General features: G+C 57.8%; 12 protein-coding genes and 1 tRNA gene. 12 read left to right on the forward strand and 1 reads right to left on the reverse strand.

The window, feature by feature from the left end; translation table 11 throughout:
- Nucleotides 1–57 precede the first annotated feature (57 nt).
- From LNV09_RS24360 to rpoC, 9 genes are all read left to right on the forward strand, one after another.
- Nucleotides 58–133 (forward strand) — tRNA-Trp (locus tag LNV09_RS24360).
- A gap of 151 nt (nt 134–284) precedes the next feature.
- Nucleotides 285–668, forward strand: coding sequence for a preprotein translocase subunit SecE (gene secE / locus LNV09_RS24365; protein WP_263536005.1), 384 nt, complete (start codon nt 285–287; stop codon nt 666–668).
- A gap of 20 nt (nt 669–688) precedes the next feature.
- Nucleotides 689–1,273 carry a transcription termination/antitermination protein NusG gene (nusG, locus tag LNV09_RS24370; protein WP_263559662.1) on the forward strand — a complete coding sequence of 195 codons (585 nt, stop codon included), beginning with the start codon at nt 689–691 and terminating at the stop codon, nt 1,271–1,273.
- A gap of 239 nt (nt 1,274–1,512) precedes the next feature.
- Entirely contained in the window at nt 1,513–1,944 is a 432-nt protein-coding gene (rplK, locus tag LNV09_RS24375; RefSeq protein WP_263536003.1) for a 50S ribosomal protein L11, read from the forward strand.
- Nucleotide 1,945: 1 nt separating this feature from the next.
- Nucleotides 1,946–2,653, forward strand: a complete 708-nt coding sequence (rplA, locus tag LNV09_RS24380) for a 50S ribosomal protein L1 (RefSeq protein WP_263559663.1) — start codon at nt 1,946–1,948, stop codon at nt 2,651–2,653.
- A 317-nt stretch (nt 2,654–2,970) separates the two neighbouring features.
- Nucleotides 2,971–3,516 carry a 50S ribosomal protein L10 gene (rplJ, locus tag LNV09_RS24385; RefSeq protein WP_263559664.1) on the forward strand — a complete coding sequence of 182 codons (546 nt, stop codon included), beginning with the start codon at nt 2,971–2,973 and terminating at the stop codon, nt 3,514–3,516.
- A 107-nt stretch (nt 3,517–3,623) separates the two neighbouring features.
- Entirely contained in the window at nt 3,624–3,998 is a 375-nt protein-coding gene (gene rplL, locus LNV09_RS24390; RefSeq protein ID WP_263559665.1) for a 50S ribosomal protein L7/L12, read from the forward strand.
- Between the two features lie 422 nt (nt 3,999–4,420).
- Nucleotides 4,421–8,539: a DNA-directed RNA polymerase subunit beta gene (gene rpoB, locus LNV09_RS24395; RefSeq protein ID WP_263559666.1), complete on the forward strand. Its 4,119-nt coding sequence runs from the start codon at nt 4,421–4,423 to the stop codon at nt 8,537–8,539.
- A gap of 90 nt (nt 8,540–8,629) precedes the next feature.
- Nucleotides 8,630–12,862, forward strand: coding sequence for a DNA-directed RNA polymerase subunit beta' (gene rpoC, locus LNV09_RS24400; RefSeq protein ID WP_263559667.1), 4,233 nt, complete (start codon nt 8,630–8,632; stop codon nt 12,860–12,862).
- A gap of 53 nt (nt 12,863–12,915) precedes the next feature.
- Here the strand turns inward: rpoC and LNV09_RS24405 are convergent, their stop codons facing one another.
- Nucleotides 12,916–13,392 (reverse strand): PIN domain-containing protein, encoded by a 477-nt coding sequence (locus LNV09_RS24405; protein WP_263559668.1) that lies wholly within the window; start codon nt 13,390–13,392, stop codon nt 12,916–12,918.
- A 339-nt stretch (nt 13,393–13,731) separates the two neighbouring features.
- Here LNV09_RS24405 and rpsL point away from each other — a divergent pair, with 339 nt between their 5' ends.
- From rpsL to fusA, 3 genes are all read left to right on the forward strand, one after another.
- The gene (gene rpsL / locus LNV09_RS24410; RefSeq protein ID WP_058721899.1) at nt 13,732–14,109 is read left to right on the forward strand and encodes a 30S ribosomal protein S12; all 378 of its coding nucleotides are present in this window, start codon (nt 13,732–13,734) and stop codon (nt 14,107–14,109) included.
- 164 nt (nt 14,110–14,273) lie between these two features.
- The gene (rpsG, locus tag LNV09_RS24415; protein ID WP_263535996.1) at nt 14,274–14,744 is read left to right on the forward strand and encodes a 30S ribosomal protein S7; all 471 of its coding nucleotides are present in this window, start codon (nt 14,274–14,276) and stop codon (nt 14,742–14,744) included.
- A 70-nt stretch (nt 14,745–14,814) separates the two neighbouring features.
- A complete protein-coding gene (gene fusA / locus LNV09_RS24420) occupies nt 14,815–16,917 on the forward strand; it encodes an elongation factor G (RefSeq protein ID WP_263559669.1) in 2,103 nt (700 codons plus the stop codon).
- The last annotated feature ends 193 nt before the right edge of the window (nt 16,918–17,110 follow it).

Here is a 17,110-nt window from a genome sequence, read left to right on the forward strand (position 1 = left end):
CCGTACCGTTGGTTCGGGCGTGGTTGCTACGATCATCGCTTAAACTATCAGCGCCATAGGGGCGTAGCTCAATTGGCAGAGCGTCGGTCTCCAAAACCGAAGGTTGAAGGTTCGAAACCCTCCGCCCCTGCCAACTTCCGCTGATCACGGTTGTTGGTTTATTGGTTCTAGGCAATCGGCCCGCGGGAGTTCTTCCCGGCGGGCTTTGCTGCTGGTGGGTATCACCGAACAAGTGTTTGAAATATCGAATGTCCGCTAGCTTTGCGTGGCATGGAAGTGAATCAATGTCCAATTCTCAAGTCGAAACGGTAACGACCAGCGCTGATAAGGCGAAGCTGGCCGGTGCTGTCCTGTTGCTGGCGGCCGCTTTGGTCGCCTACTATGCGTTGGCAAAGCAGGGCCCGATCGCGCAATGGGCGGCGCTGCTGGTGTTGCTGGCGGCTTCGGTCGGTGCGTTTTTTACTTCCGAATCGGGTAAGTCGCTGATCGCTTATGGGCGCGACTCGGCGCGCGAGGTGCGCAAGGTGGTTTGGCCTACGCACAAAGAAGCGCGCCAAATGACCGGCTATGTCTTTGCTTTCGTGGTGATCATGGCTTTGTTCCTCTGGTTGACCGACAAGACGCTGGAGTGGGTGTTGTACGACCTGGTCTTGGGTTGGAAGCGTTAAGTAAGCGTTGAAGGATTGCAATGACTGAAGAACAAGGCAATGCCGCGGCCGAGGCCGTCGTGCCGACCGGACTCCCCAAGCGCTGGTATGTGGTGCATGCCTATTCGGGCATGGAGAAGGCGGTCGAACGCAATTTGCGTGAACGCATCGACCGGGCCGAAATGCAAGACAAGTTCGGTCGCATCTTGGTGCCGACCGAAGAAGTCGTTGAGTTGAAGAATGGCAAGAAGGCTGTCACCGAGCGGCGCTTTTTCCCAGGCTATGTGCTGGTTGAAATGGTGATGGAAGATGACACTTGGCATTTGGTCAAGCACACTTCCAAGGTGACTGGTTTTGTGGGTGGCGCGAAAAATCGCCCGGCCCCGATCTCCGAAGCCGAAGTGCTGAAGATCGTCAACCAGATGCAAGAAGGAATCGAGAAGCCGCGGCCAAAGGTCGAATGGATGGTTGGCGAGATCGTGCGCGTCAAGGAAGGCCCGTTCACGGACTTCAATGGTGCCATCGAGGGTGTCAACTACGACAAGTCCAAGGTCAGCGTGTCCGTCACCATCTTCGGCCGCGCGACGCCGGTCGAGTTGGACTTCGCGCAGGTTGAGAAGGTTTGACAAACGCAGTTTGTTAAACCTTTCGACGAGAGGCCCAGAGGCCTCGATGTCAAAAGGTCAGCAGGAATCAAGAGCTTGACAGGGCTCGTTGGCTGGGAAACCGGTTGGCATCTGTCCGTAGTCAGTTCACAACGAGATGTGAACAAGAGGAGCAAGGGTATGCGGCGTCAAGCTGCTAGCCCCTTGCGCTAGCACTCAGGGGTTGCGGCTCAGCCGCCGTGACTCTTTTAGGAGAATATATGGCTAAGAAAATTGTCGGCTTTATCAAGCTGCAAGTAGCGGCAGGCAAGGCGAATCCATCGCCGCCGGTCGGTCCCGCGCTGGGTCAGCGTGGCCTGAACATCATGGAATTCTGCAAGGCGTTCAACGCCCAGACGCAGGGTCATGAGCCAGGCATGAAGCTGCCGGTGGTGATTACCGCCTTCGCAGACAAGAGCTTCACCTTCGTGATCAAGTCGCCTCCAGCGACTGCACTGATCAAGAAGTTGGCCAAGCTGGACAAGGGTTCGGCCAAGCCGCACCTGGAAAAGGTCGGCAAGCTGACCCGTGCCCAGTTGGAAGAGATCGCCAAGATCAAGACCAAGGACCTGACTGCAGCCGATTTGGACGCAGCAGTTCGTACGATTGCTGGTTCGGCTCGCTCGATGGGCGTGCTGGTGGAAGGAGTCTGATATGGCCAAGCTTACAAAACGCCAAAAGGCCAATCTGGGCAAGGTCGAGACGACCAAGCTGTACTCGCTGAGCGAAGCGCTGAACCTGGTGAAGAGCCTGGCTGTTGCCAAGTTCGATGAGTCCATCGACGTTGCTGTGCAACTGGGCGTGGACTCGAAGAAGTCTGACCAAGTCGTTCGCGGCGCGGTCGTGATGCCTCACGGCATCGGCAAGACCAAGCGCGTCGCTGTGTTTGCCCAAGGCGCCAAGGCTGACGAAGCCCGCGCTGCCGGTGCTGACATCGTCGGCATGGAAGACTTGGCCGAGCGCATCAAGGCTGGTGACATGCCTTTCGATGTGGTCATCGCCTCGCCTGACACCATGCGTATCGTCGGTACCTTGGGTCAAGTGCTGGGCCCACGCGGCCTGATGCCTAACCCCAAGGTCGGCACCGTGACGCCTGACGTCGCCACGGCTGTTCGCAATGCCAAGGCTGGTCAAGTCCAGTTCCGCGTTGACAAGGGCGGCATCATTCACGGCACTTTGGGTCGTCGCTCGTTCGACACCGACAAGCTGGAAGGCAACTTGCGCGCGCTGATCGAGGCTTTGAACAAGTCCAAGCCAGCGACCAGCAAGGGTGTCTACCTGCGCAAGGTTGCTGTGTCCTCCACCATGGGCGTTGGCGCCCGTGTGGATGTGGCCAGCATCAACGCTCAGGCTTCCGCCTAAGGCAGAAGAAGATTTGCGCAGCGCGAGTCTGGCGCTGTGCTAAAGAATTGGTGGGGCGAATTTGGTGCAAATCTGATTCGCGTCATCCAAGACCGCTGGTGCGACAAGCCTTCGGGTAGTTGCTTAATGGATAACGGTGTCGTGGGTGTCAAAGCTTGCGGCCTTGTTTGAAGCCAGCGCAGATGGCGGTCCCGCTGTAAAGGATTTGTCGGTCGATTCGTCAAGAGTCGCCCGGTGGGTTTCTGGACAGAAGGTCGCTGAACCCGGGTGTGTCTGGAGCCGCAAGGCAAAGGGCACGTATTTGTGAGGAGTAGACCTTGAGTCTCAATCGCAACGAGAAAGCAGCCGTCGTTACGGATGTGGCAGCCCAAGCGGCTAAGTCGCAGACCTTGGCGTTGGCCGAATACCGTGGCCTCACCGTAGAAGCCTTGAACAAGCTGCGCGTCGAAGCGCGTGCCAAGGGTGTGTATCTTCACGTGCTGAAGAACACACTGGCGCGTCGTGCCGTTGCCGGTACCCCGTTCGAGTGCATCGCGGAGAGCATGGTCGGTCCGCTGATCTATGGCTTTTCTGAAGACGCTGTCGCTGCTGCGAAAGTCATTTCCGACTTCGCTAAAACCAACGACAAACTGGTCATCAAAGGCGGCGCCTACGGTGGCAAGGCTCTGGATGTCAACGCCGTCAAGGCATTGGCTTCAGTCCCAAGCAAGGAAGTTTTGCTGGCCCAACTGTTGGGTCTGATGCAGTCGCCTGTATCGCGTTTCGCACGCGTACTGGCTGCGGTGTCGGAGCAACGTGGTGCCGGTGCAGCTCCTGCTGCCGAAGCCACGGAAGTTGCAGCAGAAGCTGCACCTGCCGCCTGAACGATCTGCTGATAAAGCAACCACTACTGATGTGTTGAGGGCGAGGCGGGTGCGTGACACCCACAACCTCACCTCGCTCATCAAACAATCTATCTAGGAGCCTAAAAATGGCATTCGATAAAGACGCATTCATCTCCGCCCTGGACGCAATGACCGTTCTGGAACTCAATGACCTGGTCAAGGCCATTGAAGAAAAGTTTGGCGTGTCCGCTGCCGCTATGGCCGGCCCAGCTGTTGGTGGCGGTGCCGCTGCTGCTGTTGCTGAAGAGCAGACCGAGTTCAACGTGATCCTGACCGATTGCGGCGCACAGAAGGTTTCCGTGATTAAGGCTGTTCGCGAAATCACCGGCCTGGGCCTGAAGGAAGCTAAAGACCTGGTCGACGGCGCTCCTAAGGCTGTCAAGGAAGGCGTGTCCAAGGCTGACGCTGAAGCCGCCAAGAAGAAGCTTGAAGAAGCCGGCGCTAAGGTCGAAGTCAAGTAATTGTCGCGAGCTGGGGTGGCTTCCGAGCCGCTTCAGTTTTGCTGACAGGCCTGCAATTGGCGTGTTTTGAAAGTTTCGCTCCACCTGACGAGGGCTGGGGGCGGATCGATAGACAGACGCTTCGCAAGGCTTAAAAGGGGTGGCCTCACGGCCTCCCCTTTTAGCGTTTGAGGGTTATTCCGGGTAGAGATTAGTTGAAAGCGTCGCGCGAGGTATGATGCGCGGTTCTTTCAAGTGTTCTCTGATCCGACTGCAGAGAACCGGTTTGGTCGGGCTTTGGTGCAATGCCGAAGTTGTCCGCCAGCGGTTGGTAGTGGCCAATCACCAAGCGTCGAGCCGTCCGTTCGGGATGGAGTTCGAGAAGCCAGTCGCCGACGAAGCCCGTCCCACGGCCAGGGGTGGGCTCTCGACACGGAGTGTTTATGGCGCAAGCAACCCCCTATAGCTTTACCGAGCGCAAGCGAATTCGCAAGAGCTTCGGCAAGCGTGAGAGCGTTCTCAACGTTCCTTATTTGCTCACCATGCAGAAAGAGGCTTATGTAGCTTTCCTGCAAAAGGACGTCCCCCCTGCCAAACGCAAGCCCGAGGGCCTGCAGGCAGCTTTCCTGTCCGCGTTCCCCATTGTTTCGCACAATGGTTTCGTGGAGATGAAATTCCTCGAATTCAACATCGCCAAACCGCCGTTTGACACTCGCGAGTGCCAGCAGCGTGGTTTGACGTATGCGGCCGCCGTGCGCGCGCGTCTGCAGATGATCATCTATGACCGTGAATCGCCCCAGGCGAAGACCGTCAAGGAGATCAAGGAGCAAGAGGTCTATATGGGCGAAGTTCCGCTCATGACCGATTACGGCTCCTTCATCGTCAATGGCACCGAGCGTGTCATCGTCTCTCAGCTGCATCGCTCGCCTGGCGTGTTCTTCGAGCACGACAAGGGCAAGACGCACTCCAGCGGCAAGCTGTTGTTCTCGGCTCGAATCATTCCTTACCGCGGTTCGTGGTTGGACTTCGAATTCGACGCCAAGGACATCTTGTTCTTCCGCGTTGACCGTCGCCGCAAGATGCCTGTCACGATTCTGCTCAAGGCCATCGGCCTGAATCCCGAGCAAATCCTGGCGCATTTCTTCGTCTTCGATAACTTCCGTCTGATGGACGCCGGCGCCCAAATGGAATTTGTGGCCGACCGTCTGAAGGGTGAAGTTGCCCGCTTTGACATCACCGACAAGTCCGGTGCCGTCATTGTCGAAAAAGACAAGCGCATCACCGCGCGTCACACGCGCCAGCTGGAGCAGTCCGGCACGCAGCATGTCACCGTGCCTGAAGACTTCTTGGTCGGTCGTGTGTTGGCCAAGAATATGGTCGATGCCGACACCGGCGAAATCATCGCCAAGGCCAATGATGAACTGACCGACGCTTTGCTGAAGAAGCTGCGTCAGGCCGGCATCAAGGACGTGCAGTGCTTGTTCACGAACGAGTTGGACGAAGGCGCCTACATCAGCCAGACCCTGGCTGCGGACGAAACCGCTGACCAGTTGGCTGCGCGCGTTGCGATCTATCGCATGATGCGCCCAGGCGAGCCGCCAACGGAAGACGCGGTCGAAGCACTTTTCAACCGCTTGTTCTACAACCCGGACACCTACGATCTGTCGCGCGTGGGCCGGATGAAGTTCAACGCCCGTGCCGGCCGCGATACGCCGGAAGGCGCGATGACCTTGTCGAACGAGGACGTCCTGGACGTCGTCAAGATCCTGGTCGAGCTGCGCAATGGCCGTGGCGAAGTCGATGACATCGACCACTTGGGCAATCGTCGCGTGCGTTGCGTCGGCGAATTGGCCGAGAACCAGTACCGTTCGGGTCTGGCTCGGATCGAGAAGGCCGTCAAGGAACGTCTGGGCCAAGCCGAGACCGAAGCCTTGATGCCGCATGACTTGATCAACTCCAAGCCGATTTCGGCCGCGTTGAAAGAGTTCTTCGGTGCGTCGCAGCTGTCGCAGTTCATGGACCAGACCAACCCATTGTCGGAAATCACGCACAAGCGTCGCGTCTCCGCTCTGGGCCCTGGTGGTTTGACGCGTGAGCGCGCTGGCTTTGAAGTCCGCGACGTGCACCCGACTCACTACGGTCGTGTTTGCCCCATCGAAACGCCTGAAGGCCCGAACATTGGTCTGATCAACTCTTTGGCTCTGTACGCACAGTTGAACGAGTATGGTTTCCTGGAAACGCCTTATCGTCGCGTTGTCGACGGCAAGGTGACGACCCAGATCGACTATCTGTCGGCCATCGAAGAAGGCAAGTACGTGATCGCCCAGGCGAACGCGACCTTGAGCAGCGAAGGCTCCTTGACGGACGAGTTGGTGTCGGCACGTGAAAACGGCGAGTCGGTGTTGACCAGCCCAGAGCGTATCCAGTACATGGACGTTGCGCCTACGCAGATCGTGTCGGTTGCGGCCTCGCTGGTGCCATTCCTTGAGCATGATGATGCGAACCGCGCCTTGATGGGTGCAAATATGCAGCGTCAGGCCGTGCCTATCTTGCGGCCTGAAAAGGCCATGGTCGGTACCGGTGTTGAGCGGGTTGCGGCCAAGGACTCGGGCACGGTTGTGGCGGCACGCCGCGGCGGTATCGTCGACTATGTCGATACCAACCGTATCGTGATTCGTGTCAATGACGACGAAACCGTTGCCGGTGAAGTCGGTGTCGACATCTACAACCTGATCAAGTATCAGCGCTCCAACCAGAACACCAATATCCATCAGCGCCCGATCGTGCGCCGTGGTGACAAGGTGGCGTCTGAGGACATCATTGCTGACGGTGCTTCCACCGACATCGGTGAGTTGGCGCTGGGCCAGAACATGCTGGTCGCCTTCATGCCATGGAACGGCTACAACTTCGAGGATTCGATCCTGATCTCGGAGCGTGTGATCGCTGAAGACCGCTACACCTCGATTCACATCGAAGAGTTGGTGGTCAATGCACGTGACACCAAGCTGGGCAGCGAAGAAATCACCCGTGACATTCCGAATCTGTCCGAGCAACAGCTCGGCCGTTTGGATGAGTCCGGCATCGTCTACGTGGGCGCTGAAGTCAACGCCGGCGATGTGCTGGTCGGCAAGGTCACGCCCAAGGGCGAGACCACGCTGACGCCTGAAGAGAAGCTGCTGCGCGCCATCTTCGGCGAGAAGGCCTCCGACGTGAAAGACACGTCCCTTCGTGTCGATCAAGGCACCTCGGGCACCGTCATCGACGTGCAAGTCTTCACCCGTGAAGGCATCCAGCGCGACAAGCGTGCTCAGCAGATCATTGACGATGAGTTGAAGCGCTTCCGCCTGGACCTGAACGACCAACTGCGTATCGTGGAGGCCGACTCGTTCGACCGTATCGAGAAGCTGCTGACCGGCCGCGTGGCCAACGGCGGCCCGCAGAAGATCGCCAAGGGCACCGTCATCGACAAGGCCTATCTGCAGAGCGTCGAGAAATTCCACTGGTTCGATATCCGTCCTGCCGAGGACGAAGTCGCCAACCAGTTGGAGTCGATCAAGAACTCGCTCGAGCAGACCCGTCACAGCTTCGACCTGGGCTTTGAAGAAAAGCGCAAGAAGTTGACGCAAGGTGATGAGCTGCCGGCTGGCGTTCTGAAGATGGTCAAGGTCTATCTGGCCGTCAAGCGTCGCTTGCAGCCAGGAGACAAGATGGCCGGTCGTCACGGTAACAAGGGCGTTGTGTCCAAGATCGCTCCGATCGAAGACATGCCTTATATGGCCGACGGCACCACCGTGGACATCGTGTTGAACCCGCTGGGCGTGCCTTCGCGGATGAACGTGGGTCAGGTCTTGGAAGTGCACTTGGGCTGGGCCGGCAAGGGCATTGGTCAGCGTATCGGCGACATGTTGCAGCAAGAGGCCCGCGTGGCCGAGCTGCGCAAGTTCTTCGACGAGTTGTACAACCAGTCCGGCAAGAAGGAGCACCTGGACGATCTGAACGACACCGAAATCGTTGAGATGGCGCACAACCTGACCAACGGCGTGCCGTTCGCGACGCCAGTGTTTGACGGGGCCAAGGAAGAAGAAATCCGCGCCATGCTGAAGCTGGCTTACCCGGATGACATCGCCGCCAAGAAGGGCCTGACCGCCACGCGCACACAGGCATTCTTGTCTGATGGCCGTACCGGCGAGGCTTTCGAGCGTCCGACGACCGTGGGCTATATGCATGTGCTGAAGTTGCACCATTTGGTGGACGACAAGATGCATGCCCGTTCGACCGGCCCGTACAGCTTGGTCACTCAGCAGCCGCTGGGTGGTAAGGCTCAGTTCGGTGGCCAGCGTTTCGGTGAGATGGAAGTGTGGGCACTGGAAGCTTATGGCGCCTCCTACATCTTGCAGGAAATGCTGACGGTCAAGTCCGATGACGTGAACGGCCGAACCAAGGTCTACGAGAGCATCGTCAAGGGCGAGCACACGATCGAAGCCGGCATGCCGGAGTCCTTCAATGTGTTGGTCAAGGAAATCCGGTCGCTCGGTATTGATATTGAGTTGGAGCGTAACTAAGCGCTGTGCGTGGCAGGGCGCCGCAATTGCGGTGACTCTGCCCTCCATTCGTTTCTAGATTCGCTTCCAAACACAAATTAGGAGAAAGCCATGAAAGGCTTACTGGACCTGTTCAAGCAGTTCACCCCGGATGAACACTTCGACGCCATCAAGATCGGGCTTGCATCGCCCGAGAAGATTCGTTCGTGGTCATTTGGTGAGGTGAAGAAGCCTGAAACCATCAACTACCGCACCTTCAAGCCCGAGCGCGACGGCTTGTTCTGCGCCAAGATCTTCGGGCCTATCAAGGACTACGAATGCCTGTGCGGTAAGTACAAGCGTCTGAAGCATCGCGGCGTGATCTGCGAGAAGTGCGGCGTTGAAGTTACCCAAACCAAGGTTCGCCGTGACCGCATGGGTCATATCGACCTGGCCGCACCTTGCGCCCACATCTGGTTCCTGAAGTCCCTGCCTTCGCGCTTGGGCCTGGTGCTGGACATGACGCTGCGCGACATCGAACGCGTGTTGTACTTTGAAGCGTATGTGGTCGTTGACCCGGGCATGACTCCGTTGAAGAAATTCACGATCATGACCGAGGATGACTACGACGCCAAGGTTGTTGAGTTCGGTGATGAATTCGTTGCCCTGATGGGTGCCGAAGGCGTCAAGCGCTTGCTGGAAGATATGGATCTCGACGTCGAGATCGACCGCCTGCGCAACGACATGACCGGCTCCGAGCTGAAGGTCAAGAAGAATTCCAAGCGCCTCAAGGTGATGGAAGCCTTCAAGCGCTCGGGCATCAAGCCAAACTGGATGGTGCTGGAAGTGCTGCCCGTGTTGCCGCCGGACCTGCGTCCGTTGGTGCCATTGGACGGCGGCCGCTTCGCGACCTCCGACTTGAACGACCTGTATCGCCGCGTCATCAACCGCAACAACCGCCTGGCGCGTTTGCTGGAGTTGAAGGCCCCAGAGATCATCGTGCGCAACGAAAAGCGCATGTTGCAGGAAGCGGTTGACTCGCTGCTGGACAACGGTCGTCGCGGCAAGGCCATGACGGGCGCCAACAAGCGTGCGTTGAAGTCGCTGGCCGACATGATCAAGGGCAAGGGCGGTCGTTTCCGTCAGAACTTGCTGGGTAAGCGCGTCGACTACTCTGGCCGTTCGGTCATTGTGGTGGGCCCAACGCTGAAGCTGCACCAGTGCGGTTTGCCCAAGTTGATGGCGCTTGAGCTGTTCAAGCCCTTCATCTTCTCGCGTCTCGAAGCCATGGGCATCGCGACGACGATCAAGGCCGCCAAGAAGGAAGTCGAATCCGGCTCGCCAGTCGTTTGGGACATCCTAGAAGAGGTCATCAAGGAGCACCCGGTGCTGCTGAATCGTGCGCCTACGCTGCACCGTTTGGGCATTCAGGCCTTTGAGCCGGTGTTGATCGAAGGCAAGGCGATCCAGTTGCATCCGCTGGTTTGCGCCGCCTTCAACGCCGACTTCGACGGTGACCAGATGGCTGTTCACGTGCCGCTGTCGATCGAAGCGCAGATGGAAGCCCGCACGCTGATGCTGGCCTCCAATAACGTGCTGTTCCCGGCTTCGGGCGAGCCGTCGATCGTGCCTTCGCAAGACGTGGTGCTGGGTCTGTATTACGCCACCCGCGAACGCATCAACGGCAAGGGCGAGGGCATGGTCTTCTCGGACATTTCCGAGTTGATCCGCGCTCTGGAAAACGGCGCCGTGGAAATCACTGCCCGTATCAATGTGCGCATGGTGCAGTACACCAAGGGCGCCGTGGTCGAAGGCCAGGAGATCGAGTGGATCCCCGAGACTAAGCTGGTGAGCACGACCGTTGGCCGCGCTTTGCTGAGCGAAATCTTGCCCAAGGGCTTGCCGTTCTCCAATATCGACAAGGCCTTGAAGAAGAAAGAAATCTCCAAGCTGATCAATATGTCATTCCGCAAGTGCGGTCTGAAGGAAACGGTCGTCTTGGCAGACAAGCTGCTGCAAGCCGGTTTCAAGCTGGCCACGCGTGCAGGTATTTCGATCGCTGTTGACGACATGTTGGTGCCGCCCGAGAAGCCGATGCTGATCGAGCGCGCCGAGAAGGAAGTCAAGGAGATCGAGCAGCAGTACATCTCCGGTTTGGTGACTTCCGGCGAGCGTTACAACAAGGTGGTGGACATCTGGGGCAAGACCGGCGACGAAGTCGGCAAGGTCATGATGAGCCAGCTGTCCAAGCAGAAGACGACCGACCGTCACGGCAATCAAGTGGATCAGGAGTCCTTCAACTCCATCTACATGATGGCTGACTCGGGCGCTCGGGGTTCTGCTGCGCAGATTCGCCAGCTCTCCGGTATGCGGGGTCTGATGGCCAAGCCTGACGGCTCCATCATCGAGACGCCAATTACTGCGAACTTCCGCGAAGGTCTGAACGTTCTGCAGTACTTCATTTCCACCCACGGTGCTCGTAAGGGTCTGGCGGATACGGCTTTGAAGACGGCGAACTCGGGCTACCTGACACGCCGTCTGGTGGACGTGACGCAAGACTTGGTGGTGATCGAGGACGATTGCGGTACCGAAAACGGTATGGCGATGCGCGCTCTGGTTGAGGGCGGTGAAGTGATCGAGTCCTTGCGTGACCGCGTGCTCGGCCGTGTCACAGCGATCGACGTGCTGCATCCCGAGACGCAGGCGGTTGTCTTGCCTGCGCTCAGCATGCTGGACGAAGACACCTTGGACATGCTGGAAACGCATGGCGTGGATGAGATCAAGGTCCGCACACCGCTGACCTGCGCGACCCGCTTCGGTCTGTGCGCCCATTGCTATGGCCGCGACCTGGGTCGTGGCGGCATGGTCAATATCGGCGAAGCCGTCGGTGTGATCGCGGCGCAGTCGATTGGTGAGCCGGGAACCCAGCTGACCATGCGTACCTTCCACATCGGTGGTGCGGCTTCACGTGCAGCGGTTGCTTCCAGCGTTGATGCCAAGTCCGAAGGCCTGATCGGCTTCAATGCGACGATGCGTTACGTGACCAATGGCAAGGGCGACTTGGTGGTGATTTCCCGTTCCGGCGAAATCATCATTGCTGATCCACATGGCCGTGAGCGCGAGCGTCACAAGGTGCCTTACGGCGCCGTGTTGAGCATCCGTGCCGATCAAGCCGTCAAGGCCGGTACCATTCTTGCCAATTGGGACCCACTGACCCGTCCGATCATTACCGAGTTCGCCGGTCAGGCGAAGTTCGAGAATGTGGAAGAGGGCGTCACGGTGGCCAAGCAGGTCGACGAAGTGACCGGTTTGTCCACGCTGGTGGTGATCGATGCCAAGCGCCGTGGTGCGACCAAGGTGGTTCGTCCACAGGTCAAGCTGCTTGACGCCAATGGCAACGAAGTCAAGATCCCTGGCACCGATCACTCGGTGACGATTGGCTTCCCGGTCGGTGCGCTGATTCAGGTTCGCGACGGTCAAGAATTGGCTCCGGGCGAAGTGCTGGCTCGTATCCCAATGGAAGGTCAGAAGACGCGCGACATTACCGGCGGCTTGCCGCGGGTTGCCGAGCTGTTCGAAGCCCGTTCACCAAAGGACGTGGGTCTGCTGGCCGAGATGACCGGTACGGTCTCCTTCGGTAAGGAAACCAAGGGCAAGAATCGCCTGGAAATTACCGATCCGGATGGCAAGAAGCACGAAGAGCTGGTGCCCAAGGAAAAGAACATCCTGGTGCACGAAGGCCAGGTGGTCAACCGCGGCGAATTGATTGTGGACGGTTCTGCCGACCCACAAGACATCCTGCGTTTGTTGGGTATCGAAGAACTGGCTCGCTACATCGTCGACGAAGTGCAGGACGTGTATCGCTTGCAGGGCGTGAAGATCAACGACAAGCACATCGAGGTGATCGTTCGCCAGATGCTGCGTCGCGTGCAAATCACCAACTCTGGCGATTCGAAGTACATCATCAACGAGCAAGTTGAGCGCTCGGAGCTGCTGGATACCAACGACCGTCTGCGCAAGGAAGGCAAGATGATTGCCACCCACGTTGACGTGCTGATGGGTATTACCAAGGCTTCCCTGTCGACCGACTCCTTCATCTCGGCGGCGTCCTTCCAGGAAACCACCCGCGTGCTGACCGAGGCTGCCATCATGGGCAAGCGCGACGAGCTGCGCGGCTTGAAGGAAAACGTCATCGTTGGCCGTTTGATCCCGGCGGGTACAGGCATGGCATTCCACCGTGCTCGTATCGCCAAGGAAAAGATGGACGACACCGAGCGTCGCGCGATTGCTCAGCAGGAGGCCGAAGAATTGGCTTCGGCTCAGATGGCGCATGTTGATGCCGGCATCGAAGGTAGCGCTGAATAAGCACTGAACGGTACCGCTTGCAACTCAAAAGGCCGCCCACTGGGCGGCCTTTTTCATGCTGCTAGGGCATTGCTGGCTTGCTGCTTTAGCCATGCCTCTGGCGTCATGATGGCAAGCCCAACACGCCGCGCTCGTTTGGCCAACGCCAAAACGGCCCGGTCACGAGAAATCAAAAAACTCGCCTGCTCGGCCAAGGCCAAGTCGATGAACATCTGATCGTCCTTGTCCCTGCAGACCAGCCGAATTGCCGGTAAAGGTTCCCTGTCTATCAGGCGGCACCAGCGCGCGAACTCTTGTTCAATGAAGACAAGATCGGGGTCATAACGCGCGGCAATACCTCGTCCGAGAACATGCAGCAACTCCGCTTTCATGGCGGCCAGACCAATCCATATCAGGGTCTGGGATTGCACGGCAAGAATCAAAGGCGCAACGCTTTGATTTTTGAAGACCATCCAATCCATGATGACTTGGGTGTCAATGACAACCTTGGGTGGAGCTGCGTTCGTGGCGTCTGGGGCAACTGGGGTCATCGTGGGCGTGTTGTGGCTTGAATCCATGGATTGCTGGCCGAGGCCAGCAGGTCAACTGTGGGCATTAGTGCGAGGTAGCGGCATGCATTCCATCTGCGCCAAATGCGCCACTTGTATCTTAGGACTGTTCTGGACTACAATCACAGGCTCTTCGGCGGGCCTTGCTGCGCATTTCGCGCGGCCGAAGCATCCTCAAGTGATCCGCATGGCGCGGCGCACTCAGAAAACCTGGCAAATTCCTTTGGGTTTGCCGGTTTTGCAAGGGGCTACACAGGGCTTGCGCTCATCCTGAGTGCCTTTAAGCCGAAGCGTGTGACTTCAAACGGGAACAAGTTACTTATGCCAACAATCAATCAACTCGTGCGCCACGGTCGAGAGACCGAGGTCACGAAATCTAAGTCGCCAGCGATGCAGGGTTGCCCCCAGCGTCGTGGCGTGTGCACTCGTGTGTACACCACGACTCCTAAGAAGCCTAACTCGGCTTTGCGTAAAGTCGCCAAGGTGCGTCTGACCAACGGTTTCGAGGTTATCTCGTACATCGGCGGTGAAGGCCACAACTTGCAAGAGCACAGCGTTGTGCTGGTGCGCGGCGGCCGGGTCAAGGACTTGCCAGGTGTGCGTTACCACATCGTGCGTGGATCACTCGACTTGCAGGGCGTGAAAGACCGCAAGCAGTCGCGTTCCAAGTACGGCGCGAAGCGTCCGAAGAACAAGTAAGACAAGCCCTGTCGGCCCGGCATTTTGCTGGCGCTCGATATTTTTCGACTCATGTCGCTCTCAAGAGTGGCAATAGATCGAGTAAGTGGATGCCCCAGAAGTCGGTGGCCATCCAACGGTGCAGGGCATATGCCCGTACCAACTGAAGCAAGAGGAAGAATCCCATGCCACGTCGTCGCGAAGTACCCAAGCGGGAAATCCTGCCTGATCCAAAATTCGGTAATGTTGACCTGTCCAAATTCATGAACGTGATCATGGAATCGGGCAAGAAGGCCGTTGCAGAGCGCATCATTTATGGCGCTTTGGAGCAAATCGAAAAGAAGGCCGGCAAAGATCCGCTGGAAGTGTTCATGGTCGCCCTGAACAACGTCAAGCCAATGGTTGAAGTGAAGTCACGCCGTGTCGGCGGTGCAAACTACCAAGTTCCCGTGGAAGTTCGCCCCGTTCGCCGGATGGCTTTGGCCATGCGTTGGTTGAAGGAATCGGCCCGCAAGCGCGGTGAGAAGTCGATGTTCCAGCGTTTGGCTAACGAGTTGCTCGAGGCCGCTGAAGGCCGCGGCGGCGCCATGAAAAAGCGTGACGAAGTTCACCGCATGGCAGAAGCCAACAAGGCGTTCTCGCACTTCCGCTTCTAAACTACCAAGTTCCGGCCGCCTCGGGTTAATACTAACCCGCTGGCGGCTCCTGCCTTTTTGGAGTGACATCATGGCACGCAAGACCCCTATCGAGCGCTACCGCAATATCGGTATCTCGGCGCACATTGACGCCGGTAAGACAACGACGACAGAGCGGATCCTTTACTACACCGGTGTGAACCACAAGATCGGTGAAGTCCATGATGGCGCTGCCACCATGGACTGGATGGAACAAGAGCAAGAGCGCGGCATCACGATTACGTCGGCTGCCACGACTTGCTTCTGGAAGGGCATGGACGCAAGCCGCGCCGAGCACCGCATCAACATCATTGACACCCCCGGACACGTTGACTTCACGATTGAAGTTGAGCGTTCGATGCGTGTGTTGGACGGCGCTTGCATGGTCTATTGCGCCGTCGGTGGCGTGCAGCCACAGTCCGAGACGGTGTGGCGTCAGGCTAACAAGTACAAGGTTCCACGCCTTGCTTTCGTCAACAAGATGGATCGCACGGGTGCCAACTTCTACAAGGTCTATGACCAGATGAAGGCACGTCTGAAGGCCAATCCAGTGCCCGTGGTGCTGCCGATTGGCGCCGAAGACAACTTCCAAGGCGTCATCGACTTGACCGTGATGAAGGCCATCTATTGGGACGAAGCGTCCCAAGGCATGAAGTTCGACTACCGCGAAATCCCGGCCGAACTGCTGGCGGAAGCGCAAAAGTGGCGCGACAACCTGGTTGAGGCCGCCGCCGAGTCGAACGAAGACATGATGAACAAGTACCTGGAAACCGGTGAACTCAGCGATGCTGAAGTCATGCAGGGCATCCGTACGCGTACCTTGGCTGCCGAAATCCAGCCGATGTTCTGCGGTACCGCGTTCAAGAACAAGGGCGTGCAGCGCATGCTGGACGGCGTCATCGACTTCATGCCTTCGCCGCTGGACGTTCCTCCAGTGCCGGGCACGGACGAAGACGACAAACCAGTGACTCGCGAAGCGTCTGACTCGGCCAAGTTCTCGGCTCTGGCTTTCAAGTTGATGACCGACCCGTATGTGGGTCAGCTGACCTTCGTGCGCGTCTATTCGGGCGTCTTGAAGTCGGGTGACTCGGTCTACAACCCGATCCGCAGCAAAAAAGAGCGTATCGGTCGTATCTTGCAGATGCACGCCAACCAGCGCGAGGAAATCTCGGAAATTCTGGCCGGCGACATCGCAGCATGCGTGGGCTTGAAGGACGTGACCACCGGCGAAACACTGTGCGATCCAGAGTCGATCATCACCTTGGAAAAGATGGTGTTCCCTGAGCCAGTGATCTCGCAGGCGGTTGAGCCAAAGACCAAGGCTGACCAGGAAAAGATGGGTATCGCCTTGGGCCGCTTGGCCAAGGAAGATCCATCGTTCCGCCTGCGTACAGATGAAGAATCGGGTCAGACCATCATTTCCGGCATGGGCGAGTTGCACCTGGAAATTATTGTCGACCGCATGAAGCGCGAGTTCGGCGTTGAAGCCAACGTCGGCAAGCCACAAGTGGCCTACCGCGAAACCATTCGCAAGTCGGTTTCCGATGTCGACGGCAAGTTCGTTCGTCAGTCGGGCGGTAAGGGTCAATACGGTCACGTGGTGCTGACGGTTGAGCCACAAGAGCCTGGCAAGGGCTTCGAGTTCGTCGACGCGATCAAGGGCGGTGTGGTTCCACGTGAATTCATCCCTGCGGTTGAGAAGGGTGTGCTTGAGTCGCTGCCTAACGGCGTGTTGGCCGGCTTCCCGGTTGTGGACGTGAAGGTTACATTGACCTTCGGTTCCTACCACGAAGTTGACTCGAACGAAAACGCGTTCAAGATGGCTGCTTCCTTGGGCTTCAAGGAAGGCTGCCGCCGCGCTTCGCCGGTGATTCTGGAGCCTATGATGGCTGTGGAAGTCGAAACGCCTGAAGACTACGCCGGTAACGTGATGGGCGACCTGTCCAGCCGTCGCGGTATGGTTCAAGGCATGGACGACATGGTCGGTGGCGGCAAGGTCATCAAGGCTGAAGTTCCGTTGTCGGAAATGTTCGGCTATTCGACCACGCTGCGTTCTGCGACCCAAGGTCGCGCCACGTACACGATGGAGTTCAAGCATTACAGCGAAGCTCCTAAGAACGTGGCCGAGGCAATCATCACCGCACGCGGTAAGTAAGAAACAGCGAGGAGGTCAGCCAGTCGGCTTGGCCTCCTTTTTGAATTTTGATTCGTCTTCGCAGTCGCCGCCCCAGTTGCCAATCGCTGGGGGTTCAAGGTGCTGTGGAAACGCTAAACCAGTAGATTGGCAAAATGCTCTTTTCGGAGAATACAAATGGCAAAAAGCAAATTTGAACGTACCAAGCCGCACG

The sequence above is a fragment of the Paucibacter sp. B2R-40 genome (assembly GCF_025717555.1).
Classification (GTDB): Bacteria; Pseudomonadota; Gammaproteobacteria; order Burkholderiales; family Burkholderiaceae_C; genus Paucibacter_A.